24 protein-coding genes and 1 tRNA gene are annotated in these 22,752 nt (G+C 47.6%); 7 read left to right on the top strand and 18 right to left on the bottom strand.

Annotated features, from left to right (window positions below; all coding sequences use genetic code 11):
* Positions 1-8 precede the first annotated feature (8 nt).
* The 4 genes from IEV19_RS04080 to IEV19_RS04065 are packed head-to-tail and all read right to left on the bottom strand — an operon-like array spanning position 9 to position 2,416.
* A complete protein-coding gene (locus tag IEV19_RS04080; protein WP_188369411.1) occupies positions 9-524 on the bottom strand; it encodes an SRPBCC family protein in 516 nt (171 codons plus the stop codon).
* A 4-nt stretch (positions 525-528) separates the two neighbouring features.
* A complete protein-coding gene (locus IEV19_RS04075; protein WP_188369410.1) occupies positions 529-1,689 on the bottom strand; it encodes a serine hydrolase in 1,161 nt (386 codons plus the stop codon).
* A 19-nt stretch (positions 1,690-1,708) separates the two neighbouring features.
* Positions 1,709-1,966 (bottom strand): hypothetical protein, encoded by a 258-nt coding sequence (locus IEV19_RS04070; protein ID WP_188369409.1) that lies wholly within the window; start codon positions 1,964-1,966, stop codon positions 1,709-1,711.
* A gap of 3 nt (positions 1,967-1,969) precedes the next feature.
* A complete protein-coding gene (locus IEV19_RS04065; protein ID WP_188369408.1) occupies positions 1,970-2,416 on the bottom strand; it encodes an SRPBCC family protein in 447 nt (148 codons plus the stop codon).
* Positions 2,417-2,529: 113 nt separating this feature from the next.
* Here IEV19_RS04065 and IEV19_RS04060 point away from each other — a divergent pair, with 113 nt between their 5' ends.
* From IEV19_RS04060 to IEV19_RS04035, 6 genes are all read left to right on the top strand, one after another.
* Positions 2,530-3,414, top strand: a complete 885-nt coding sequence (locus IEV19_RS04060) for a peptidyl-prolyl cis-trans isomerase (protein WP_229732475.1) — start codon at positions 2,530-2,532, stop codon at positions 3,412-3,414.
* On the top strand, positions 3,407-4,837 hold the full coding sequence (locus IEV19_RS04055) for a peptidylprolyl isomerase (protein WP_229732474.1): 1,431 nt from the start codon (positions 3,407-3,409) through the stop codon (positions 4,835-4,837). Before IEV19_RS04060 ends, IEV19_RS04055 begins: the two co-directional genes overlap by 8 nt.
* 3 nt (positions 4,838-4,840) lie before the next feature.
* A complete protein-coding gene (locus IEV19_RS04050; protein ID WP_188369406.1) occupies positions 4,841-5,794 on the top strand; it encodes an AAA family ATPase in 954 nt (317 codons plus the stop codon).
* Positions 5,795-5,987: 193 nt separating this feature from the next.
* A complete protein-coding gene (locus IEV19_RS04045) occupies positions 5,988-8,261 on the top strand; it encodes an aconitate hydratase (protein ID WP_188369405.1) in 2,274 nt (757 codons plus the stop codon).
* A 64-nt stretch (positions 8,262-8,325) separates the two neighbouring features.
* The gene (locus tag IEV19_RS04040; protein ID WP_188369404.1) at positions 8,326-8,886 is read left to right on the top strand and encodes a TlpA family protein disulfide reductase; all 561 of its coding nucleotides are present in this window, start codon (positions 8,326-8,328) and stop codon (positions 8,884-8,886) included.
* Between the two features lie 2 nt (positions 8,887-8,888).
* A complete protein-coding gene (locus tag IEV19_RS04035; protein WP_188369403.1) occupies positions 8,889-9,620 on the top strand; it encodes a DUF3291 domain-containing protein in 732 nt (243 codons plus the stop codon).
* Here the strand turns inward: IEV19_RS04035 and IEV19_RS04030 are convergent.
* From IEV19_RS04030 to IEV19_RS03970, 13 genes are all read right to left on the bottom strand, one after another.
* Positions 9,605-10,237: a carotenoid biosynthesis protein gene (locus IEV19_RS04030; RefSeq protein ID WP_188369402.1), complete on the bottom strand. Its 633-nt coding sequence runs from the start codon at positions 10,235-10,237 to the stop codon at positions 9,605-9,607. The genes IEV19_RS04035 and IEV19_RS04030 overlap by 16 nt on opposite strands.
* A complete protein-coding gene (crtD, locus tag IEV19_RS04025) occupies positions 10,230-11,717 on the bottom strand; it encodes a 1-hydroxycarotenoid 3,4-desaturase CrtD (RefSeq protein ID WP_188369401.1) in 1,488 nt (495 codons plus the stop codon). Before crtD ends, IEV19_RS04030 begins: the two co-directional genes overlap by 8 nt.
* A gap of 5 nt (positions 11,718-11,722) precedes the next feature.
* Entirely contained in the window at positions 11,723-12,172 is a 450-nt protein-coding gene (locus IEV19_RS04020; RefSeq protein ID WP_188369400.1) for a sterol desaturase family protein, read from the bottom strand.
* Positions 12,173-12,182: 10 nt separating this feature from the next.
* Positions 12,183-13,022, bottom strand: coding sequence for a phytoene/squalene synthase family protein (locus IEV19_RS04015; RefSeq protein WP_188369399.1), 840 nt, complete (start codon positions 13,020-13,022; stop codon positions 12,183-12,185).
* A gap of 7 nt (positions 13,023-13,029) precedes the next feature.
* Positions 13,030-14,487, bottom strand: a complete 1,458-nt coding sequence (gene crtID, locus IEV19_RS04010; protein WP_188369398.1) for a bifunctional phytoene desaturase/3,4-desaturase — start codon at positions 14,485-14,487, stop codon at positions 13,030-13,032.
* Between the two features lie 23 nt (positions 14,488-14,510).
* Positions 14,511-15,410, bottom strand: a complete 900-nt coding sequence (locus IEV19_RS04005) for a MerR family transcriptional regulator (RefSeq protein WP_188369397.1) — start codon at positions 15,408-15,410, stop codon at positions 14,511-14,513.
* Between the two features lie 122 nt (positions 15,411-15,532).
* Positions 15,533-16,783: an NAD(P)/FAD-dependent oxidoreductase gene (locus IEV19_RS04000; RefSeq protein ID WP_188369396.1), complete on the bottom strand. Its 1,251-nt coding sequence runs from the start codon at positions 16,781-16,783 to the stop codon at positions 15,533-15,535.
* A 109-nt stretch (positions 16,784-16,892) separates the two neighbouring features.
* Positions 16,893-16,979, bottom strand: a tRNA-Leu gene (locus tag IEV19_RS03995).
* 84 nt (positions 16,980-17,063) lie between these two features.
* Positions 17,064-18,146 (bottom strand): DUF6920 family protein, encoded by a 1,083-nt coding sequence (locus tag IEV19_RS03990; RefSeq protein WP_188369395.1) that lies wholly within the window; start codon positions 18,144-18,146, stop codon positions 17,064-17,066.
* A 28-nt stretch (positions 18,147-18,174) separates the two neighbouring features.
* On the bottom strand, positions 18,175-18,624 hold the full coding sequence (locus tag IEV19_RS03985) for a hypothetical protein (RefSeq protein WP_188369394.1): 450 nt from the start codon (positions 18,622-18,624) through the stop codon (positions 18,175-18,177).
* Between the two features lie 80 nt (positions 18,625-18,704).
* Positions 18,705-19,382: an ABC transporter ATP-binding protein gene (locus IEV19_RS03980; protein ID WP_188369393.1), complete on the bottom strand. Its 678-nt coding sequence runs from the start codon at positions 19,380-19,382 to the stop codon at positions 18,705-18,707.
* Between the two features lie 9 nt (positions 19,383-19,391).
* Entirely contained in the window at positions 19,392-20,654 is a 1,263-nt protein-coding gene (locus IEV19_RS03975) for an ABC transporter permease (RefSeq protein ID WP_188369392.1), read from the bottom strand.
* Complete coding sequence (locus IEV19_RS03970; RefSeq protein WP_229732473.1) at positions 20,651-21,652, bottom strand: efflux RND transporter periplasmic adaptor subunit; 1,002 nt, start codon at positions 21,650-21,652, stop codon at positions 20,651-20,653. The genes IEV19_RS03975 and IEV19_RS03970 overlap by 4 nt, the downstream gene beginning before the upstream one ends.
* 360 nt (positions 21,653-22,012) lie before the next feature.
* Here IEV19_RS03970 and IEV19_RS03965 point away from each other — a divergent pair, with 360 nt between their 5' ends.
* The gene (locus tag IEV19_RS03965; RefSeq protein WP_188369390.1) at positions 22,013-22,312 is read left to right on the top strand and encodes an HPF/RaiA family ribosome-associated protein; all 300 of its coding nucleotides are present in this window, start codon (positions 22,013-22,015) and stop codon (positions 22,310-22,312) included.
* Between the two features lie 71 nt (positions 22,313-22,383).
* On the opposite strand, the gene trxA is transcribed toward IEV19_RS03965, so the two are convergent.
* Positions 22,384-22,683 carry a thioredoxin gene (gene trxA / locus IEV19_RS03960; protein ID WP_188369389.1) on the bottom strand — a complete coding sequence of 100 codons (300 nt, stop codon included), beginning with the start codon at positions 22,681-22,683 and terminating at the stop codon, positions 22,384-22,386.
* Positions 22,684-22,752 lie beyond the last annotated feature (69 nt).

Here is a 22,752-nt window from a genome sequence, read left to right as displayed (position 1 = left end):
ACCGAGTATTACATATTCACGAACTCAAAACTCGCCATAGGGATCTTCGTGAGGTCTTTTTTGGTCTCGTGGAGCAGGATTCCGTGCTCGAGATATGCTTTGAGATTGGCAAGCCAGAAGGTCCAGCCATTGCTGCAACCTACATGCAGGTTCATCTTGCTCTCCTCATCGGTAGGGATGTTTGCCTGTGTGAGGGCGACTAGTACCAGGTCTCCCTCCTTTTTCAGATCGACGGTCACCCTGCAGAATTCCGCAAAGGAAAATTCGATCCTGTCCTTCCCGTTAGCCTGCAGGATCTCGCCGGTCTCCTCCCCATCCCAGTTGTACCACCGCCAGGTATACCGATCGCCCTTGCTGATGAATTTCTTCGGTTTTCTTTCCTGGCCTTCCCTTTGTACATACACGGCTTCACGGAGGAACCAGGAACAGATCCCCTCAGGCGTAGCCCAGCACCAGTAGAGTTTTTCCAGTGGGGCCTTGATATAGATCTTTTTCGTAAAACTTTCAAATCCCAGTGATGACATATTCCTATTTTTTTCTTTTTAGTTCGAGCTGGTAGAGTTCTTCCCCGAGGGCGGCGAGAAAAGGGATCCCGATCTCATCATATTCGTAGGCATTGTCGTTGAATATCTGATCTTCGTTGACGAGGACCGTAGCGGTGAGCAGAAATTCTACCCCATTCTTCTCATCGCTAACATAGGCGCAATCTGTAAGGGTGCCATAGGCGTACCCCACCTTGTTATAGATCTTTACGTGATCGGGGAGGGGCTCTTTAGAGTCCCCGAATAAAAAGAATTTACCGTAACTGTCATAGTACTCCACAGGGTCATAGCCCGCTTGTCGGGGCAGTATCTTCATCGCGTCCAGGAGAAAGGAACGCTGTGCGTCAGTGAGCCTGAACCGTTCACCTTCTTTGTAAGCTTCCGGGAATACGACCCTTTTCAGGACCTCGTGCTGGGTGGTCACAGGGTAGTAGTTCTTGAGGCTGAAGTCGAAGGGCCCGGTCATCAGGGAATCTCCCTCATAATAACCGCTTCCCTTTTTTATTCCTTTCAATTGCAACCGTTTTGGAGGTTTGTTGATACTGGCGGGAATCAGGGTTGTCGTACTGTCGTTCAGATAGATGATCAGGGGTTTGGTTGTAACCTCGTCTGCTTCAGGCACGGAAAGCCTGTGGGATATCCTCGCAGGACCGGTATTTTTTGTCCTGAAGCCGGCATTGATGGCATCCTGCCCCAGGAATTCCAGGAGCCTGTTATTTGCCGCATTGTCGCTTACGGCAAAGATCTTGATAACCTCCTTGCCAAAGGTGGTTTCCAGCGTATCTCCTTCCACGTAGAACCGTGTGTTCAGGTCCAGGTTGTCATGCCGGTTCAATTTCTCGAGCGCCATAACGGCAATGGGAAATTTAACCGTACTCGCCGGATAAAAGTATTGTTCACTATCAACCTGGAAATCAAAATCCCTGAATACAACCGAATCCCCTTTTCGATCTATCTGGGTGTACCTGATCTGTACCTCATAGGGAGCGGGATCGTTCATAACCTTCCTGATTCTGGGGTCTTCCGAAGACAGGGCCTGTACCAACGGATCCTTAACAGGAAGATCACCCGAACATCCTGCAAGGACCATCAGGAAAAGGCCCAGGATGGAGATATAGATCTTGCGGTAAGAACTCAGTTGCGGCATAAGGGTTTGTTATGAGGGATCAGGAAGATTCCTTTTCCAAATAAACTTCCCCCCGATGAGGCAATAAGGCGTCCCGTATCTGTATCATCATGGACTCTTCCACAACCAGATAAGCGACAGCATGCTGTTCTGAGAGGGAATCGAACCCGCTGATGTCTAACGGAAGTTTTTCCTTTTTAATGAAATCGGACAGGTGTACTGCGTGATGTTTGGCGATCTCCAGCGCATCAGGGCCTCTGAAATCCCACAATAACTTGATCTTCCTATTCTGTTTCATAGTTCAACTAGAGGGATTTCCTTCCGCAAAATTCTTGAAATCCTTCATGAACTTTAAGGTTTGCTTCTTGAAGGCCCCGGGCATAAGGAAGGCCATCATTTTCATAAAGAATCCACTGAAGTGAAATTCGGATTCCGAGATCCACTTGGTGGAGTTTTCCCCAAGGGGTTTAAAATAATTCTTTTGGATATTGTGGACCCCTTTGGCATCATATGTGCCGTGGAACTCATGTGGCAGATTGCGCTTGAGGATGGTCTCAACCATGATCACTTCCCTTTTGCCCATCTTGTAACGCAGTTCCATCTGGGCTCCCTCTTTACCCGGGATTCCGCTCAGATGTTCCACCGACAACAGGTCCTTTTGCCATAATTTCATGTTCTCCGGGTTGTCAAATTTCTTTATGAATTCAGCCAGAGGTACATCTACAGTGATTTCAGTGAGATATTTCATGAGTCAGTATGGTAGAGGCCTAAAATTACTAAATATTGAGAAGTGAGAAATAAAAATCTGTTAATGCCCGGTGTTATCCTTGTTCAGGAGATTCGAATTCTTAATTTTGCGAAATGCATTTTGCTTCGGGAAATCGCTTATATCCGGGGACCATTCTAGGAAGTCTCCTACTCTTTCTGGTCTTGATCTCCTGTGAAGGGCTCTTTAAAAGAGCTCCCGAGAATGATCCGCTTGCCAGGGTAGGGGATGCCTATCTATACAGGGAGGATATTCAGTCTTTGCTCAACAACGCGGTTAACGAACAGGACAGTGCCTCCCTGGTCACTAATTACATAAACAACTGGGCAGTTAAGCAGCTCTTGTACGAAAAGGCACAGATCAACCTTACAGAGGAACAGATCGAGGAGTTCGAAAGACTCGTGTCTAATTACAGGGTCGACCTGTATACCCGGGCCTACAAAGAGGCTTTGGTACTCCGGGGTGAAGATACCACGGTGACCGATTCTCAACTGAGACAGTTCTACGAAACCGAGAAAGAGAATTTCCTGCTTAAGGAGAAGGTGGTCCAGCTTCGTTTTGTTCAATTGCCGAAACAGTTCCTGAATAAGGACGAAGTGAGGCAACGTCTCGACAGGTTCAGTCAGGAAGACCAGGTTTTTCTGGACTCCATTGGGGTGCAATTCAAAAAACTGAACTTCAACGATTCCCTATGGGTCCCCCTCACAAGGATCATTCAGGAGATCCCACCTTTGAACTATGAGAATGAAGAGAGATACCTAAAAAAATCACAATTTTTTGAATTGGAGGACTCCCTGGGGGTATATTTGGGTAAGACCGGGGAAGTCCGGACTCTGAACGAAATAGCCCCTCTGGGGTACATTAAGCCAACTCTGAGGCAGGTCCTGCTCAACCGCCGGAAACTTGATTTCCTTCGAAGACTGGAGACGGAACTGCTCGATGAGGCTGTAAAACGTAATGAATTTGAGATCTATGAATAAAGGAGCAACCAAGATTCTGGCAGTGCTGATGATGGCCTGTGCTGTTTTCTCTCAGGCACAACAAGGAGAAGAACCCGTAGATGCGACAGGGCAGGAAGCTGCAATAGCGGAGGTGGATACCGCAAAGTCTTTTCAAAGGATAAAACTGGATGGTATTGCGGCCGTTGTGGGCGACTATGTGATCCTGGATTCGGATATCGAAAAGACGCTGATCGACCTCAGAAGTCAGGGCGCTTCCACGGAAGATATCACCCATTGCAGTTTGCTGGGAAAACTCATGGAAGACCGTTTGTATGCTCACCAGGCTGTGCAGGACAGTATCCTTGTTTCGGATGACGAGGTGAATGCCACAAGTGACAGGCAGATCCAGCAATTGATCCAGCAGGTTGGCTCAATGGAAAAAGTACTGCAATTCTACAAGAAGGAAAGCGTGGAAGACTTCAGGGAGGAACTCTACAACATCAATAAGCTCCGCATGCTTTCAGAGAAGATGCAGCAAAAGATCGTTAGTGATATCAAGGTTACCCCCGAAGAGGTGCGCCAGTTCTTCCGGAATATCCCTGAAGATGAAAAACCTGTTTTCGGAGCAGAACTCGAGATCTCCCAGATCGTGAAGATGCCTGTGATCCCGGAGGAGGAGAAGCAAAAGGTCATCAACAAGTTGAGGGAGATCAAGGCCGATGTGGAGGATAATGATGCGAGTTTCAGTGTAAAGGCCATCCTGTATTCCCAGGATCCGGGGTCGAAGTCGAAAGGTGGTTTTTACAGCATGACAAGACAGACTCCCTTTGTGAAGGAATTCAAGGACGTAGCCTTCAGCCTGCAGGAAGGGGAGATCTCAGAGCCTTTCGAGACGGTATTCGGGTATCATATCATCTATATAGAAAAGATACGGGGACAGGAACTCGATCTCAGGCATATCCTCATCCAGCCGGAGATCCCCCAATCTGCCATTGACGCAGCTAAAACAGAGCTTGACACCATCCGAAAACACATCCTGGAAGGGAAGTATACCTTTGCAGAAGCGGCCCTGAATTTTTCGGACGAAAAAGAGACGAAATTTGACGGTGGCCTTCTCAGAAACCCCATCAATTTTGATTCCCGATTTGAGCTGACAAAAATGGATCCTACCCTCTATAACCAGGTGAGAAACCTGAAGGACGGGGAGATCTCTTATCCCTTGCTGGAAGCAGATCCGAGAGGTGGACCACCCAAGTATAAAATTTTGAAGGTGACCAACAGGTATGACGAGCACGAGGCCGATTTTGCCAAGGACTACCTCAAGATCCAGGAATTGGCGCTTAGGGAAAAGCAGTACAAAGCCATTCAGGAATGGATGGATGATCATATTGAAGATACCTATGTGAGCGTCAATGCGGCTAACAAGTCCTGCGACTTTGCAAATAACTGGGTGAAGGAATAGATCATGTCTGACGTAAAGGCCATTGAGGAATTAGGGAAGAAACACCAGGCGCTTAAAAAAGAGATCGCCAAGGTCATTGTTGGGCAACACGAGGTCATCAATCTTATTCTCCTTTCGATCTACACCGGAGGGCATTCGCTGCTCATCGGGGTACCGGGCCTGGCAAAGACCCTTATGGTCAACACCATCGCCAGGACCCTTGGCCTGGATTTTAAGCGTATTCAGTTCACCCCGGACCTCATGCCCAGCGATATCCTGGGAAGTGAGGTGCTGGACCAGAACAGGTCGTTCAAGTTTATCAAAGGCCCTGTCTTTGCCAACATCATCCTGGCCGATGAGATCAATCGTACCCCTCCAAAGACGCAGGCTGCACTTCTGGAAGCCATGCAGGAAAAGGCTGTAACCATAGCGGGAGAAAGACATAAACTGGAGGCTCCCTACTTCGTGCTTGCCACACAGAATCCCATTGAGCAGGAGGGAACATATCCTCTCCCGGAAGCTCAGTTAGACCGGTTTATGTTCGCCATAGAACTGAAATACCCTTCCATGGAAGAGGAGGTGCAGATCGTCAAAGAGACCACAGATGACGAGGAAGCTACCATTAAGCCCTTATTCAATGCGGAAGAAATACTGGCCGTACAGCACCTGGTACGCCGGATACCTGTACCTAACAATGTGGTGGAATACGCTGTGAAGCTGGTTAACAGTACCCGCCCCGGCACTCCGTCATCCTCGGACTACATTAACCAGTACCTCGATTGGGGAGCAGGCCCCAGAGCCTCCCAGAACCTGGTTCTCGGTGCCAAGGCCCATGCTGCAGTCAACGGTAAATTTTCACCGGATATTGAAGATGTGCAGGCTGTTGCCCTCGGAATTCTCAGGCACAGGATCATCAAGAATTACAAGGCAGAAGCTGAAGGGATCACCGAGGAGGACATCATCAACCACCTGATGTAGCAGCCGGACTTCCGAAGAAAACAGAATTTCCTTCACAACCTTTCAAATTCAGGGCCGGGAGATATAGAAAATAATATTCCGGCCTGCCCTGTTTTGCGGACTTGACAATACTTAGGAGGGGCTTTAAAAAGTTTCCCCAACCCTTATTAATTTTTTATCTTTGGGAGATTAACAATCGGTAAAAACTCATATAATGGCATTTGATATTGACATGATTAAAAGCGTTTACGCCAGGATGGCGGAGCGGGTTGATAAAGCGCGTGAACTCACAGGGAAACCCTTGACTCTTTCCGAGAAGATCCTGTATTCCCACCTTTGGGACGGAATTCCTACGAAGGAATTCAAAAGGGGGAAGGATTATGTGGATTTCGCCCCGGACCGCGTCGCATGTCAGGATGCCACGGCCCAGATGGCCCTCTTGCAGTTCATGCATGCAGGAAAACCTAAAGTGGCTGTTCCTACTACAGTCCATTGTGATCACCTGATCCAGGCCAAGGTTGGGGCCGAAGCCGATCTTAAAAGAGCTAATCAGACCAGCAATGAGGTATTCGATTTCCTGGAGTCCGTTTCCAATAAATACGGGATCGGGTTCTGGAAGCCTGGTGCCGGGATCATCCACCAGGTGGTCCTCGAGAATTACGCCTTTCCAGGAGGGATGATGATAGGTACGGATTCCCATACGGTTAATGCAGGCGGACTCGGAATGGTGGCTATCGGTGTGGGTGGAGCTGATGCTGTGGATGTGATGGCGGGAATGGCCTGGGAATTGAAGTTCCCTAAGCTCATAGGGGTAAAATTAACCGGAAAACTCAGCGGTTGGACAGCTCCCAAGGATGTGATCCTGAAGGTAGCGGACATACTCACCGTGAAGGGTGGCACCGGCGCCATCATAGAATATTTCGGAGAAGGGGCTACCTCCATGTCGTGTACCGGTAAAGGAACCATCTGCAATATGGGGGCTGAAGTGGGTGCCACTACCTCTACTTTCGGATACGATGAATCCATGGATAGATACCTAAGGGGTACCGACCGTGCCGATGTGGCCGACGAGGCGAAAAAAGTAGCGGCCTACCTGACGGCAGATCCCGAAGTATACAGGGAGCCCGAAAAGTATTTCGACCAGGTGATCGAGATCGACCTGAGTACTTTAGAGCCCCATTTAAACGGGCCCTTCACTCCGGATCTGGCAACTCCTATCTCTAAAATGGGAGAGGCTGCCAAAAAGAACGACTGGCCCCTTAATGTGGAGGTGGGCCTTATCGGATCCTGTACGAACTCCTCCTATGAAGATATCTCAAGGGCTGCCTCCCTTGCAAAACAGGTGTCTGATAAGAAACTCAAGACCAAGTCGAAATTCACTATCACCCCGGGTTCTGAGATGGTGCGCTATACCATAGAGCGTGACGGTTTCATAAAAACATTCAACGATATCGGAGCCACTGTATTTGCTAATGCCTGCGGGCCCTGTATAGGAATGTGGGACCGTTATGGCGATAAGGCTGCCAACGGACCCAGGAACACCATCGTACATTCCTTCAACAGGAATTTTGCCAAAAGGGCTGATGGTAACCCGAATACCCTGGCATTTGTCGGCTCACCGGAGCTGGTGACGGCCATAGCCATTTCGGGCAGGCTCGATTTCAACCCCATCACGGACACCCTGATCAACGAGGAGGGTCAGGAAGTTAAACTGGATGAACCGAGGGGTTATGAATTGCCTCCGGAAGGATTTGCCGTAGAAGATGCCGGGTATATCGCTCCCAAGGAAGACGGAAGTTCCGTGGAGGTTAAAGTGGCATCCGACTCCGAAAGGCTGCAGCTGCTGGCCCCATTTACACCCATCACCAATGAAAGCCTGAAGGGGATGAAGCTCCTGATCAAGGCTTTCGGCAAGTGTACCACGGACCATATCTCCATGGCCGGACCCTGGTTGAGGTACAGAGGGCATTTAGATAATATATCCAACAATACCCTGATCGGGGCGGTAAATGCCTTTAACAAGAAGACCAACTTTGTCAAGAATCAGCTCACCGGCGAATACGGGGGAGTTCCTGACACACAGAGGGCGTACAAGGCGAAAGGGATAAAGACCATTGTTGTAGGAGATCACAATTATGGAGAAGGTTCTTCCCGTGAGCACGCAGCCATGCAGCCCAGGCATTTGGGCGTTGCGGCCGTGCTTGTGAAGTCCTTTGCGAGGATCCATGAGACCAACCTCAAAAAGCAGGGGATGCTCGCCCTGACCTTTGCCAATGAGAATGACTACGACAAGATACAGGAAGATGACACCTTCAATTTTGTCGATATAGATAAATTTGCTCCTGATGTTCCTCTGACCATAGAGGTGGTGCATGCAGACGGATCCAAGGATCTGATCAAGGTGAATCATTCTTATAATGCACAGCAGATCGCCTGGTTCCGCGAAGGGTCTGCCCTGAATATGATCAAAAAAGAAAATGCGGCTTAAGCCAATTGGTCAGTATATTAGAGTTAATTCGGAATCATAGGTAACAAGATCAAGTCGCGTATTCATGGCCATTAAGAAAAAGACGGTTTTCAATATTTTGCTGATCGTCCTGGTGCTTTCTTTTTTTGTAACACCCCTGGGATATCACAGCAAGATCCTTCTGAACCGATTATTTGCCGGCACGCCTGACGTCATTCCGGAAGGGGACAGGGTGGCGATCGCTGATTACGAATGGACATTGAAGGATGAGCAATGGAACTTTTTTAGTTTTGAACGCTCGAAGGGTAAGGTGGTCTTCATCAATTTCTGGGCTTCCTGGCGTCTTCCAAGTGCAGCAGAACTGAAAAGCATACAAAATCTGTACGATCAATTCAAAGGGCAGGTTGATTTCTACATCATTACGGATGAGGAACGGGAACCGGTCCTGGAGTTTATGGAGGAGAACGACTTCTATTTTCCTGTGACCTACCTTATCATAGGGGAGAAGGCACCCTTTCCGATCCCGGAACCCCCCGCGACCTATATTTTGGATAAAGACGGGAATATTGTAGTTAAACGGGATGGCATAGGCGACTGGGATAGTACGAGCATTGTAAACCTCCTGGAGAATCTCCTCAATAAATAGTGTTGGCGGGACAGATCACAACCCTTACCTTCTTCCGGTACAAGACTTTGTTCAATAAGATTTGGGCATTTGGCATGATGCAGTTTGCCCATCCGAAACTCAGCAAAGTGGAAGGACAGACATTCTACAAACTGCTCGGTAGCGGTAAGGTGGGGTTCAATCCTATGCCCGACTGGACGGTTTATGCCCTCCTCCAGGTATGGGAGAACGAGGAAAAAGCAGAACGGTTCTTCGCGGCTTCCAAGCTTATGGACAGGTACCGGAAAAGGAGTGATGAACACTGGATCCTCTATATGAAGAACAAGATATCCAGAGGTCGGTGGGCAGGCAATATGCCTTTTTCACGGCATCCGGAAACCTCTGAGAGTATCCCTTATGTTGCCGCCATAACCCGGGCTACCATCAAATTTAAATACCTGAGAAAATTCTGGAAGAGTGTGCCTGCATCCCAAAGCCCTTTGAAGGATAATCCCGGACTTATTTATACCAAAGGGATAGGGGAGGTGCCCTTCCTGCAGATGGCGACCTTCAGTTTGTGGAAAGACCAGCAATCCCTCGATGCCTTTGCCTACAGGAGCAGGGAACACATCAGGGTTATAGGAGACACCAGGAAACTGGGCTGGTACCGGGAAGAATTGTTTTCCAGGTTTCAGCCATACAGGTTCGAGGGTAGCTGGAACGGGGTAGATATTGGGGCCCTAAAGGTGAAAAGCTCTGATCAGAGCCAGAGGTAGAAGTAGAGGAAAAATACCAGTTGGGCGGCGTAAAGATGGGCAGAAAACCTCAGTTCGCCCCCGATCTTCATCCATAGAATTACTACCTGGAAGATCAGGGCCACACCCAGCCAGCTCCAGTAATTCCAAAGAGGTGCGATACCGCCCTCAAATTCCCAGAAATCGAAGCGGGGTGCCGACTGCTCCATAAAATAATCGAGTACCAGCATCAACATGGCAGCGAATGAGACCTGTAAAACCTTGTTGGATAAAACGTATTGGGCAATACTCGCGGTTATAAAACTGAGCAGCGCCCAATTGATCCCAATGAGGATGGGTACCCCGTCGATTTTAGGTCCGAGGTTGGCACCGTAAGAATAAGATCCGAAGAGGATCCCGTAATGTACCCCTATCCATTCCGCCAGCATCCCCAAGAACCACAAAGCGCTAAAAGTGACAATCTTTTTAAGGTTGCCTACAGGAAATACGAGAAAGAGCAGGAAGGTGGAGATCAGGAGATTAATCGGGGTTTTAGAGACAAACCAGTTTTCAAAGCCCACACTGATCCCGATCAGGGCTGATACGTGGAAGATCCAGATGACCCAAATGGCCCATTTCGTATTTTTTGACTCAGGCATGTTCTTTTTTTAGGAAAGGTTGAGGCACCAGATCTGAAACGATCCTCGCTGATAGCAGGCAAAGGGGTATGCCTCCACCAGGGTGTACTGAACCCCCGCAAAAATAAAGGTTTTCAATTCGACTCGAGAAATTGGGGTGCCTCAAAAAGGCGGCGAATTTGGAATTACTCGCAGCCCCGTAGAGGGCGCCCCTATAAGAACTGGTATTATCCTCGATCCCGATGGGATCCAGGACGTGTTCAGTGACGATCCTGGTTTCTATGTCTTTTCCCAGGCATTTTTCCAGCTTCTGTAGGATATGCCGTCGGGCATCCCTTTTTAGCGCTTGCCAATCCTGCCCGTAATTCCCAGGGGCGTTGATCATAACAAACCAGTTCTCTGACCCTTCCGGAGCGTCATCGGGAACGTCCTTAGAGGTAATGTTCACATACACAGTGGGATCTTCAGCAAGGCTTTTATCGTCGAAAATGGCCTTGAATTCCCCTGGATAGTCCTCGCTAAAGAAAATGTTGTGAAGATCTAGTTCCTCAAACTCTCCCTTGATCCCCCAATAAAATATAAGGGCAGAACTCGACCTCTCCTGAGCTAGCGTTTTTTTAGGATGGGGCAGTTTGGGCAAAAGCTTTTTATAGGTGGGATAGATATCCATATTGGAGATCACGATATCCGCGGAATGAGATCCTTCATTTGTCACAATCCCAACAGCACGGCCCTCTTGTGTAAGTATTTGTTTCACTTCTTTTTCGAAATGAAAACGGACACCTATGTCGCAGGCCAGTTCATACAGGCTCTGGCTGATCCTGTGCATACCCCCTTCAGGAATGAACGTTCCGAAATGCATCTCCAGGTGGGGTATCAGGGACATGATTCCCGGGGTTTTGTATGGAGATGAACCGTTGTAAGTGGCATAGCGATTGAATAGCTGAACGAGCTTTGGATTCCTGAAACGGCTCGCGTTTACCTTATGGAGGGAAGTATTCAGATCGAGGATCCCGAGTCGGGCTATCGCCTTCAGGGTATCGGGTGAGAGGTAGGTACTCGCTTTATGAAGGGATTTTTCCAGGAAGATACCGGCCGTAAGATCGTATTTCCTCCGGTTGCCTTCGAGATAAGATTCTAGGTTTGTCACATCCTCCCCAAAAGCAGCAGCAGCATCACGAACAAAGGAATCCTTATCGGCTTTGGCTGAGAAGCGGGAACCGTCCTCCCAGAAGTAATTGCAAATGGTCTCTTTACGGGAATACCGGAAAAAAGCATCGGGTTCTCTACCGTGTAGTTCAAAGAGTTCATCGACATAGTGGGGCATGGTAAAGAGGGAAGGCCCCAGGTCGAACCGAAAACCGTCCTTTTCTATCGCGTGAAGTTTGCCCCCGGCATATGGATTTTTCTCGTAGACGTCTACTTCGTATCCGAGCTTTTTAATCCGCAGGGCTGATGCCAGACCGGCAATTCCCGAGCCGATAACTATGGCCTTGGGCATGAGCCTTATTTCTTGAAATATTTGAACGGTACCCAGAGCATGCCGAAACATTCGCCGTCTTCTTTCCCCAGGTGCTTGTGGTGGATCTTATGGGCTCTTCTCACCCCCCGGGCGTACCAGTTGTTGGCATTCCGGAAAAGCTTGAAACGCTGGTGGATAAAAATATCATGTACCAGGAAATAGGTAGCCCCATAGGCCATGATCCCGAAGCCAATGGGATATCCGTACCAGAAAGAAGTTTCCCCTGCGAGTATGATAAAGGTCATACTCATCACGGCGTAGAAAATAAAGAAAGCATCATTCCTTTCGAACCAGGAATCGTGATCCTTTCTGTGATGGTCTTTGTGCAGGCTCCAGAGAAATCCGTGCATCACGTATTTATGGGTAAACCAGGCCATGAATTCCATGATGCAAAAAGTGGTTAAAAATATCAGGATCCAAAGTGCGATCTGCATGATGATGAAATTATACCAGGTTCAACTTATAGTTTACATAGGAGGTAGCCAGCAATCCGAATTTCTGGTAATTTGGAACACGGATCCGGGCGTTCTTGATCTCCAATGAGGGTGTTTTTTGAAGTTTTCTGAGCAACTGATAGTAGTATTTATAGGCTGTATACACCCCAAATTTAGCTTCATTGGGAAGTTTGGCAATACCTTCATACCCTTTTTTAAAGTCTTCACGAATCTCTTCCACGATCCGCTGTTTAGAAGCCTCATCGAGTTGGAGAAGATTGGTATTTGGGAAATACGATCTGTTGAGGTCCTCGTAATCCGCTTTGAGGTCTCTGAGGAAATTCACTTTTTGGAAGGCAGACCCCAGGGCCATGGCTGAATCTTTAAGGGCTTCATATCGCTCGTCAACCCCATTGACAAAGACCCGGAGGCACATAAGACCCACTACGTCTGCAGAACCGTAGATGTATTCCTTGAATTCGGCGTGGGTGGCGTATACCTGTTTATCGAGGTCCATCCTCATACTCTTCATAAAGGAATCCACAAGATGCCTTGGGATCCCATAGCGATGATATGTGTGCTGAAATGCATTCAGAATGGGATTCAGGCTGATCTTGTTTACCAGGCTGTCTTCAAGATCTCTTTGGAACGCATTGAAGAGAGTTTCTTTGTCGTAGTCATGAAAGGTATCCACGATCTCATCAGCGAAGCGCACAAAGCCGTAAATATTATAAATATCCTTCCGGATAGACGGGGCCAGCATTTTAGTGGCCAATGCAAATGAGGTGCTATACGACTCCGTCACGGTCTTGCTGCACTCAAATGAAACTTTGTCAAATATAGACTTCATAGCAATATTATTTTTTTTGAGCAATAAGTTCGGAAACCAATTTGCCCGAAATAAGGGATGGTGGTACTCCGGGCCCCGGAACGGTAAGTTGTCCGGTAAAATACAGGTCCTTCACTTTTTTACTCCTCAAACCAGGTCTGAGGAATGCCGTTTGCAACAAGGTATTTGCCATCCCGTAGGCATTGCCCTTGTAGGAATTGTATTGTTCCTTGAAATCTTTTACGCAAAAGGACTCCTTAAATATAATATTATTTTCGATGCTTTGACCGGTGCGCTCTTCCAGCCGCCTGATGACTATATCAAAATACTGCTCCCTTAGTTCCGGGGTGTCCTCCAGGTCCGGGGCGATCGGGATGAGAAAAAATCCTGTTTCGCAACCTTCCGGAGCCATACTCTGATCTGTGACCGAAGGAAAGTTTACGTAGAACAAGGGTTCAGTTGGCCATTTTGGCCTGTCGTAGATCTCCTCGGCATGTCTCTCAAAGTCGGTATCAAAGAACAGGTTGTGGTGTTCCACATTCTTTAATTTCCTGTCGAATCCCACATAGAACAGTAAGGAAGAGGGAGCGAATGTCTTCTTGTTCCAGTAGTCTTCTGAAAATTGGCGGTATTGTGGCTCCAACAATGTCTCCGAATGATGGTAATCTGCTCCTGAGAGGACAAAATCGGCTTCGATGAACTTGCCACCTGCTTCTATCCCGGTCGCTTTTCCATCTTTTACGAGGATCTTGCTAACATCCTGCCCCGTATGAATTTTGACACCCAGTTCCTCGGCCAGTGACCTCATCCCCTCGATGATCTTGTACATCCCTCCCCTGGGATGCCAGGTTCCCAATCCGAAGTCGGCGTAATTCATAAAGCTGTAAAAAGAAGGGGTTTTACTGGGCTTGGCCCCCAGGAACAGGACAGGAAATTCCAGGGTGGAAACGAGCTTCGGATTTTTAAATTGCTTGCGGACCTGCCCGCTGATGGTTTTAAAGAACTGGTCGACCCTCATCGCTGTGTCTTTTGTTACGAGTTCGAAGGGGGAGAGACCGGGTCTGTAAACAATATTATTGATCGCTATGTCATAGTTCTCCTGTGCCTTTGAGATAAATTTCCTCAGGTGAACCGAACTTCCGGGCTCTATGCGTTCAAATTCTTCGCAGATCTTGTCCATAGTATCGCCCACTGTGATGACATCGTCTGAGAAGAAGATCTTGTATGCCGGATCGAGTTTATCCAATTGATAATAGTCTGATGTGCTCTTGCCGAAATCGCCAAAAAAGCGTTCAAAAATATCCGGCATCCAGTACCAGCTCGGGCCTATATCAAAGGTGAATCCATTCCTTACAAGCTGTCTGGCACGGCCACCTACGGTTGAATTCTTTTCATAAATCTCTACTTCAAACCCTGCCTGTGCGAGGTAGGAGGATGCGGAAAGGGAGGAAAACCCTGAACCGATGATGACAACTTTTTTACTCATGGGAGGTAAGCATAGGCGAAGCCTTAGAGGGCGGCAGATAAGTGTTCCACGGATTCAAAAGAACGGATATGTCCGGGCAGTTTATCCCTTGTGAGATACTGGGTCTGCCTGCCCAGGATCCAGAGCTTGGAAGCTCCGTTCGGACTCAGGATACGGTTGAAATCTTCAATGTATTGTTGCAATCCATCCTTTGTAGGGATTACAGTAAAGTAAGAGAGAAAATGAAGATTGTTGTAATATTTCTGAAGATCGGTCAGACTTTCCAGCGGCATGGTCTGTCCGAGATAAATGGTTTTGTATCCCCTGAGTAACAATTCATAGTTCACGAACAGCAAGCCTATTTCATGTATCTCATTTTCCGGCAGGAAAAGGACAAAGACCTTATCATCCCTCGTAGATTCCATCTCCTGTATTTTTTCCGTACTGATGTAGATCTTTTGCTTGATCAGATTGGTGATAAAGTGTTCATGAGACGGGCTGATGGTATCTGTCTGCCACAGCAGGCCGAGTTCGTTCAGCAAGGGAATGAAAACTTCCCAAAATATCTCCCTGAAGGACCGCTCGGCGATCAGGCTGTTATAGGTCTTTTGAAACAGGGAGACATCAAAATTGATCATCGACAGTTTGAAAGCATTGATCGCATGACTTTTGGTACTGTTCTGAGCCACCAGCTCCCTTACCACTACAGGCAACTCTCCCTCCGGTATCTTGGCGATCTTGGAGATTTTGTACCCGTTGTTATACAACAAGGTGATGTTCAACAGTTTTTGCAGGCTTGCAAGGCTATACGTTCTGATATTCGTGGCGGTGCGTTCCGGAGCCAGTAAGTTGTACCTCTTCTCCCATATCCGGATCGTATGGGCCTTGATCCCGGAAAGGTTTTCAAGGTCACGAATACTAAAGTATTTCTTTACGTTGTTCATGTTTTATCGATAAAACTTAAACAAAGTTACATTTTTTTGTCGCTAATGTTCTAAGAGGAAAGTTAAAATTTTAGAGAGTTGAGGTATTTATGCCTCTGTCGTTGTGGAAATTACAAGGTTAGTCAAAACCTTCTTTCTGGATGGAAGCCCTCGAGCGACATAGACAGGGTTTGTTCAGAGATCAATTCACAGACGAGTTTGCCCGTGGCCGGCCCAAGGCTCCAGCCCATCATAGCATGTCCTGTGGCGATGGTAAGGTTGTCATAGTGGGAGGTTTTGCCAATGTACGGCAGTCCGTCCGGGCTCACCGGTCTCAATCCGCACTGAGCGGCCTGTTTCTCCTGTTGAAGGATCTCCAACTCGGTGTAGTAACTCTCTGCTGCCCTGGCGATAGCCTCAACCCGCTCTGGCCTGATCCTGTGGTTGATCCCTGAGAATTCCATGGTCCCGGCAAATCGAGTAAAATGTTTCATGGGGGTGACGGCGACCTTGGCCTCCATTAGGATGGCAGGGAGGTTGATCCCCACCGGCCTGGAAACATTGATGCGGTAACCTTTTCCGGCCTGCAGCAGTAACCTGATCCCGAGATTTTTGAGAAGCCCGGAGGTCCATGATCCCCCGGCAAGGATTACCTCATCTGCACTGTACGTGGCCTTTTTAGTCAGCGTCCCGGTAATCTTCTTATTATTTTGGGTAAACCCGATCACCTCTTCATCCTGTCGGATCACAACCCCCTGTACCCTCAGGTACATTTTGAGTCGGTCCATGATCTCATTGGGAGAAGTATGTGCGTCACAGAGATAGTGTACGGCACCGTCTATCTCCGGACTCAGTCCGGGTTGTATGGTGTCGAGTTCCTCCCGGGTAAGCTCTGTAACCTCCAGGCCTTCATCGGCCGCCCTTCTGGCAACCTCCTTTTCGTGTCGCCCTTCCTTCTGGGTCTTATACAGCATAAGCAGGCCCTTCTTCTCGAGTTGAAAATCCCCCAGCTCCCCGGAATCGTGCATGTCGCTGTAAAGGTCCTTGCTGAGCACATTGATCTCCCTGATCAAAGGAATGGCTTTTTCGACATGTGCCTGGGTTGAAGACCTGTTAAAGGCCCAGGCCCACCTCAGGAAATCGGCATCCAGGCGGGGCTTCATGTAGAAAGGGCTGCTGCTGTTGAACATCCATTTGATTCCCTTAGCCATCATACCCGGAGCCGCCAGAGGGATGATATGGCTGGGGGTAAGATATCCCGCATTCACATAGGAAGCACCGCTGTTCATGGCCGACTTGTCGATCACTGTAACTTCGTGCCCTTCCTTTTGCAGGTAGTAGGCACAACTGAGGCCAACGATACCACCACCAACAACTAGAATGCTCTTGCCCATATGCTACATGTCCGATTAGATTATCCGGCCTCGCTAAAATATGGAATATGCTGAAATCACTGCATAAAAAAACCGCTATCCTCATGGTAAAGAAAATAGCGGTCTCGTTTGGTGCCCACGACTGGACTCGAACCAGCACGTCCTTGCGAACACTACCCCCTCAAGGTAGCGTGTCTACCAATTCCACCACGTGGGCATGAAATTGATTTTCGGGAGGCAAAGATAGAAACCTAATCTGTATCCACCAATTTAATAAAGCAGGAAATAGTCTCAATTTAATTCAATTGTAATCAATCTCTGTGATTTCCAGGTTCAGCCAATGGAATTCTCGTTCGTCCGTTATCCAGCAAACCTCCGACTTATTGGGAAGCTTAACAGGTCCGAATTGCTTAAAAGAAGTATTTCTTACTGACCACGGCTCCAAACTTGCATGTTCCCCTGAATCCCTGTATCTGAGGGCTTCAAAAGAAACCATCTGACCATGAGGATCAAAATGAAACACACCTGATACTTCAGGATGATCCCTGAAGGTTGCCCTTGCAGTGTATTCATCTATTGATTCCCATACCAAGTAAGGATGAAGTGCCGCAGAAGGAAACCAGCAAATCTCAGCGAGAAAGCGGGTCATAGTAGCCTGAGTGAGTTTGGGATCCTCACTTTCCGAAACAACCGGAATTGAGGATAGGAGGGATATGTTCATGCTGGCCCTTTCCGTTATCAATTGGTCTCTGCCGGATAGAAAAATAGGACCAAATGCATCGACCTTGGTCTTCCAGACAAAGCCAGGTTCGTTAGAGTTAAACCATTGCTCCGCAGAAAACGACATCCACCTGCCATCTGGTGTCAACCTCATTTGTCCTTTCTGCCTCAAATGTACTTTCCGAATCTCTCCGAGGTCTTGTATACCTGAATTATCAATCCATTTGGTCACAATACCCGGCAATTCGTGAAGTGGAGCTTCCTCAGAATTCTCATCTAAAATGGACTCATTTGTGGAGTAAAGCTGCTCCACTGCGCACTCCGTCATCGAATTAAATCTCATCTCTGAGAGCGCCGTGATCAAGGGAATTAGCAACAGTAAATTGATCCAGGTACCGTGCTTGGCATCCGTCCAGGAAATCACGATGAGGATCTGTGACAGGATCACACCGGCCAGTCCGACCCAGGACCAAGATTCGCTGCGAATCAGATATAAAACCAAGGAAACCATGAAAAGGCCTGCGGTAAAGAGCCATACAAGCCCGTGTAAGCGGCTTATATTCTCCGTCATCATGGGAAACCGTCCTATTTCGAACGCCTTCAGGAATCCCATAATGTGTATGAGACCGTGCAGACACAGTAGCGTGACGAGGACCACTTTCATGCGTCAAAAATTGAGCTAAGAACTTAATTCAGGAATCCAGTATATGTTGAAGTTCCTCACTGTCTATCACGTACTCGGTCACTTTAAATACTTCCTTTCGGATCTCCCTGAAATCCTTGATAAAAGCTGCGTATTCCCTTTCCATTTGGCTATGGTGAGTACGGAACTCCTCACCGGAAACGGTTCTTTTACCCTGGATGGCGTCTACGATAACACCGAGGTGGTCCTTGACGGAATCTTGTAACTGCCGGCATCTCAATTGGAGTTCGTGTTCCTTTTTCCTGATTTCGTTCACACGTTCCATATTTTCTTTCTTGGTGATCCAGATCAGGTATTTTTGAATTAGCTGCTGCAGAAACTGTATATCTTCCTTGTAGAACTCCAGATCGGATTTCCAGTGATTCACCAGGATATATACTTCATACCAATTTATCTTTCGACCTATGGGAATAAAGGCGGGTTCGACTGGGTTGCTCATAGTGACAGTTTTTTATATACCCTAAAGTTATTCATGAAGCATTTTCTAACTCATGACTTATATCATACTTTCATGTTCAATCAGGATTTTATGATCCTTCCGTCCTCCATTTCTATGATCCGGTCCGTACTTTTTGCAAAGTCGATATCGTGGGTGACCACCAAAAGCGATAAGCCCTGTTCCTCCTTGAGGCGTTTGAATATTTGCAGCACATTGTCAGCGTTATAGCTGTCGAGATTTCCTGTAGGCTCGTCTCCCATGAGGATGGTGGGGTTGTTGATCAGGGCCCTGGCAATAGCCACCCTTTGTTTCTCTCCTCCCGATATCCTCGAAGCCCTTTTCTCAGCCAGATAACCTATGTTCAGCATCTCCAGCTTTTCCCTCGCATCCATCTCAATTTCCCTGTGAGTTCTGGCCCCGAGTTTTTTTGCAGGCAGCATTACGTTCTCAAGGACACTGAATTCTGATAGGAGGTAATGGAATTGAAAGACAAAGCCTATGTGCTCATTACGGACCCTGGAAAGGGTCTGATGCGATCTGCCTGTAATGAGTTCCCCGTTGATAAACAGTTCCCCGGTGTAGTCCGTATCCATGGTAGACAGAATATACAGCAGGGTTGATTTACCGCATCCTGATTTTCCCATGATGGAAGCAAATTCACCCTGTTTCACAGAAAAACTGATGTCTTTCAACACATGAAAGTCCACCGGCTTCCTGAAATGTTTGTCTATATGTCTGGCTTCCAGTACGCAGTCCATTCTTTCTTTTTAATTGCCCCGAATAATTCGGACGGGATCTATTTTTTTTGCTTTGTTTGAAGGCAGGTAACCCGCCACAAAGGTGGAGAGCAGGGCAAATAGTATCCCGATCATGTAATATCTGAACTGCATATTAACCGGGTATGTAGTAATCGTAGGTAAAGCCTCGGTATTAAAGGGCAACTGATCTATAAAAACGGAAAGGCCAAATCCGATCAGCAGTCCTAAAAATCCCCCGACGAGTCCGATTATGATCGCCTGGCTCATAAAAATGAGTTGTACATCCCTTCCTGAAAATCCGGTTGCCTTGAGGATGGCAATGTCATTCATTTTCTCGTAAATGAGCATGTTCAGGATATTGTAAATGCCGAACCCGGCCACAATTAACAAAGTGATGGAAACGGCATATGTGATCAGGTTCCTGATATTTGAACCTGTTTCGAACTGGGCGTTGGCGGTATTGATATCCGTTGCCTTGATCCCGAACTGATTTCCCAGCTTTTGCGCCATAGACGGAGCATGGCTGATGTCGTGGAGTTTAACATTGATGTCTGTGATGTAATTCTGGGCCTCCCCGCTGATCCTTTGTACCGTTTTCAGATTTGCATAACTCTGGATATTGTCGATATCTGCGATCCCGCTCTGGTAGATCCCCACGATCTTAAGTGGAAAGATGCCTCCATCCACGGTGCTTACCTGAACTCTGTCTCCAATATCCAGTGACATCTTTTTAGCCAGTCCGGCGCCCAACAGGATCCCGTTCTCCAAATTCCTGAGGGCTTCCGGGCTTCCAGATACGATATAATCCCGGAAATTTGAAATTCGCACTTCTTCCATTATGTCTACACCCGTGAGATTCCCTCCCAGTTCTATAGAGCCTGAGAGGTAAAAGATCTGGGTCCTCATCTGTGGTGTGGCTCCTCGTACGCCTTGATCTTTCTTCAGGTAATTGAGAATGGGAATGGCGTTGTGAATCTTGCGCTGACTCTGTTTGGGCTTTACTGAGTGGACCACATTGAAGGCTCCTTCCAGGTCCTTGTACAGTGAAACAGGTTGATCTTCAGAGGGTTCGATCTCGTTGTAGAGATGAATATGAGGGGTTTGGTTCAGGATCAGATCATCCAGCATCTGATTGAGCCCTGTCATAAAACTGACAAGAGTAATGTAAGCCCCGATTCCGAATGTGACCCCAAGGGAGGCCGTCACAGTAGATTTCATCTTGGTCAGGAGATGGGTCTTGGCGATGTTGAGTATGACGCTCCAGTTGGTCATTTCTCCGGTTTTACAAGTGCAGTACCGGCATCGATCCCCGAGAGGATCTCTACCTTATCGAGATCCTGCAGGCCTGTTCTGACGGTCACCGGACCTCCTTCGGTCTCTACGATACTGTCATGGCTGAGAAATTCCTTAGGGATCACCAGGGCATCTTCCCTCTGGTCGATGATAATATTCCCCTCCCCTGAGAGTCCCGGGTACAAGGTCGGTGGTGGGTTCACAAAAAGGGCTTCCACCTTAAAGGTCTGGGAACGCTCATCCTTTTTTGGGTAGATCTTGCTCACCTCGGCCTCGAATACCTTTCCGGGGTAAGCATCAAGACTGATCAGGACCTTTTGTCTCAGCATAATTTTTACAATATCCACCTCGTCTACGAGCATTTCCACCAGGAATTTTTCACTGCTGCCTACTGAGGCAACCGGTTCCATGGTGGTCACGATCTCTCCCGCTTCTTTGTAAAGGGCATAAACAGTGCCGTTGATCTTACTTTCTATGGCGAAATCCCCGGCAGTAATGCGGGCAGATTCGTAATTGTTGCGGGCCTGCCTGTAGAGAGATTCTAGCTCATTTTTGGCCTGGGCATAAGCACTTTCCTTCAAGCTGAGATTATTGCGGGAGAGTTCAAAGGCCAGTTCCCGCCTGTCATATTCAGCCCGGGAACCTATGCCCTGTTCCCAGAGTTTTCTTTGCCGTTCATAATTGATGGAATCATTTCTGAATTGCATTCTGGCAGCATCGATCTGTTCCCGGAGGCTTTTCAGAACGGCATTGTTGCCTTTGTAGTTTTGTTCTGCCAGTTCAAGGGCAAGCCTGGCATTCTCCCGGTTGAGTGCAGGGGCACTGTTGATGATCTGGGAAATTGGTTCGCCCTTGGAAACCACCGACCCCTCTTCCACAAGGTTCCTGTCGAGGATGCCCCCCACCGAGGCATAAGCCATGTACAGGCTGTCTGGCTGTATGGTCACCGAGGAGTACACAGATTCTGTGATCATCATTCTTTGCGGGTATACGCGCTCCCTCTTATCGTTACAACTGAGGAACATCATCCCAACAAAAAGGACTAAAGCCGATAATAAAACCCCCGATATAAACGCTTTGCCCATACTGTGGTTTTAGTGCAAAATTACTCCCCGAAGAGCCTTTACACCATGATAATTATCACATTCGCCCGAAGTAGGGTCTACCTGTGGAAATTTGTCGTATTTTTAAGTAAATTACAAAATCTATATCTTCGGAAATGGTCGGGTGATCTCAATTGAGGCGAAAGTAAATTTTTTACAAATCCGGCCTGACAATTGTCATAAAAAGACAAAGAGGGAAAACTTATCTTGAACCTGTAAATAAACTTCAGATTTATGACCATCAATATTCAATACGTACACATGCCGACCAGTGAGGCGATGAACGAACTACTTACACAAAAACTTCAAAAACTTTCGGCTAAATATGACTGGATTCTGAGTACAGATGTATACTTCAAGCTCGCCAATGATTCCAGCGGGAAGAACAAGGTGTGTGAAATGAAGATGGAGGTACCCGGCCCGCGGATTTTTGCCGGTTCTACTGAAGACAATTTTGAGAAAGCCGCGGCCGCCACGCTTAAAGAAATGGAACGACAGCTTAAAAAACGCAAGGCCGTCTACAGCAAACGCTGAATTAAATTTTTATACTTAAGAGGTATTCCCTGGCCAAAGGGAGGTTTTTGTACCCAACCTGCTGCTGTTTATCAAGCGTAGGACTCTATTACCTTCACCAGGTCGTTCTTCTGCATGACCCCTGACTGCCTCCAGAGCGTTTTGCCATCCCTGAACAGGATCATGGTGGGAACACCCCTGACCTGATACCGCTCGGCCAGGGAGGCATTCCTGTCTACATCTATCTTGATGATCTTCACGGAGTCACCCAGTTGGTCCTTCACCTGCTTCAGGATGGGGGCCAGCACCTTGCACGGCCCGCACCAATCAGCGTAAAAGTCGACCAGAACCGGAATCTCCGAGGAAATAATATTTTTAAAACTACTCTTCATATTCGTTTTTGAGCCTCGTAAAACTAATTAAAAAAACAGGACTTCAACCTGACGAATGTCATACTTCTG

Source organism: Muriicola marianensis (assembly GCF_014638095.1).
Taxonomy (GTDB): Bacteria; Bacteroidota; Bacteroidia; order Flavobacteriales; family Flavobacteriaceae; genus Muriicola; species Muriicola marianensis.
This window is presented reverse-complemented; position numbering and strand designations above follow the sequence as displayed.

Bases quoted from the DNA above. Each gene is read 5' to 3' on its own strand.
- IEV19_RS04080 (WP_188369411.1), bottom strand. From the start codon at position 524: ATGTCATCACTGGGATTTGAAAGTTTTACGAAAAAGATCTATATCAAG.
- IEV19_RS04075 (WP_188369410.1), bottom strand. From the start codon at position 1,689: ATGCCGCAACTGAGTTCTTACCGCAAGATCTATATCTCCATCCTGGGC.
- IEV19_RS04070 (WP_188369409.1), bottom strand. From the start codon at position 1,966: ATGAAACAGAATAGGAAGATCAAGTTATTGTGGGATTTCAGAGGCCCT.
- IEV19_RS04065 (WP_188369408.1), bottom strand. From the start codon at position 2,416: ATGAAATATCTCACTGAAATCACTGTAGATGTACCTCTGGCTGAATTC.
- IEV19_RS04060 (WP_229732475.1), top strand. From the start codon at position 2,530: ATGCATTTTGCTTCGGGAAATCGCTTATATCCGGGGACCATTCTAGGA.
- IEV19_RS04055 (WP_229732474.1), top strand. From the start codon at position 3,407: ATGAATAAAGGAGCAACCAAGATTCTGGCAGTGCTGATGATGGCCTGT.
- IEV19_RS04050 (WP_188369406.1), top strand. From the start codon at position 4,841: ATGTCTGACGTAAAGGCCATTGAGGAATTAGGGAAGAAACACCAGGCG.
- IEV19_RS04045 (WP_188369405.1), top strand. From the start codon at position 5,988: ATGGCATTTGATATTGACATGATTAAAAGCGTTTACGCCAGGATGGCG.
- IEV19_RS04040 (WP_188369404.1), top strand. From the start codon at position 8,326: ATGGCCATTAAGAAAAAGACGGTTTTCAATATTTTGCTGATCGTCCTG.
- IEV19_RS04030 (WP_188369402.1), bottom strand. From the start codon at position 10,237: ATGCCTGAGTCAAAAAATACGAAATGGGCCATTTGGGTCATCTGGATC.
- crtD (WP_188369401.1), bottom strand. From the start codon at position 11,717: ATGCCCAAGGCCATAGTTATCGGCTCGGGAATTGCCGGTCTGGCATCA.
- IEV19_RS04020 (WP_188369400.1), bottom strand. From the start codon at position 12,172: ATGCAGATCGCACTTTGGATCCTGATATTTTTAACCACTTTTTGCATC.
- IEV19_RS04015 (WP_188369399.1), bottom strand. From the start codon at position 13,022: ATGAAGTCTATATTTGACAAAGTTTCATTTGAGTGCAGCAAGACCGTG.
- crtID (WP_188369398.1), bottom strand. From the start codon at position 14,487: ATGAGTAAAAAAGTTGTCATCATCGGTTCAGGGTTTTCCTCCCTTTCC.
- IEV19_RS04005 (WP_188369397.1), bottom strand. From the start codon at position 15,410: ATGAACAACGTAAAGAAATACTTTAGTATTCGTGACCTTGAAAACCTT.
- IEV19_RS04000 (WP_188369396.1), bottom strand. From the start codon at position 16,783: ATGGGCAAGAGCATTCTAGTTGTTGGTGGTGGTATCGTTGGCCTCAGT.
- IEV19_RS03990 (WP_188369395.1), bottom strand. From the start codon at position 18,146: ATGAAAGTGGTCCTCGTCACGCTACTGTGTCTGCACGGTCTCATACAC.
- IEV19_RS03985 (WP_188369394.1), bottom strand. From the start codon at position 18,624: ATGAGCAACCCAGTCGAACCCGCCTTTATTCCCATAGGTCGAAAGATA.
- IEV19_RS03980 (WP_188369393.1), bottom strand. From the start codon at position 19,382: ATGGACTGCGTACTGGAAGCCAGACATATAGACAAACATTTCAGGAAG.
- IEV19_RS03975 (WP_188369392.1), bottom strand. From the start codon at position 20,654: ATGACCAACTGGAGCGTCATACTCAACATCGCCAAGACCCATCTCCTG.
- IEV19_RS03970 (WP_229732473.1), bottom strand. From the start codon at position 21,652: ATGATGATCACAGAATCTGTGTACTCCTCGGTGACCATACAGCCAGAC.
- IEV19_RS03965 (WP_188369390.1), top strand. From the start codon at position 22,013: ATGACCATCAATATTCAATACGTACACATGCCGACCAGTGAGGCGATG.
- trxA (WP_188369389.1), bottom strand. From the start codon at position 22,683: ATGAAGAGTAGTTTTAAAAATATTATTTCCTCGGAGATTCCGGTTCTG.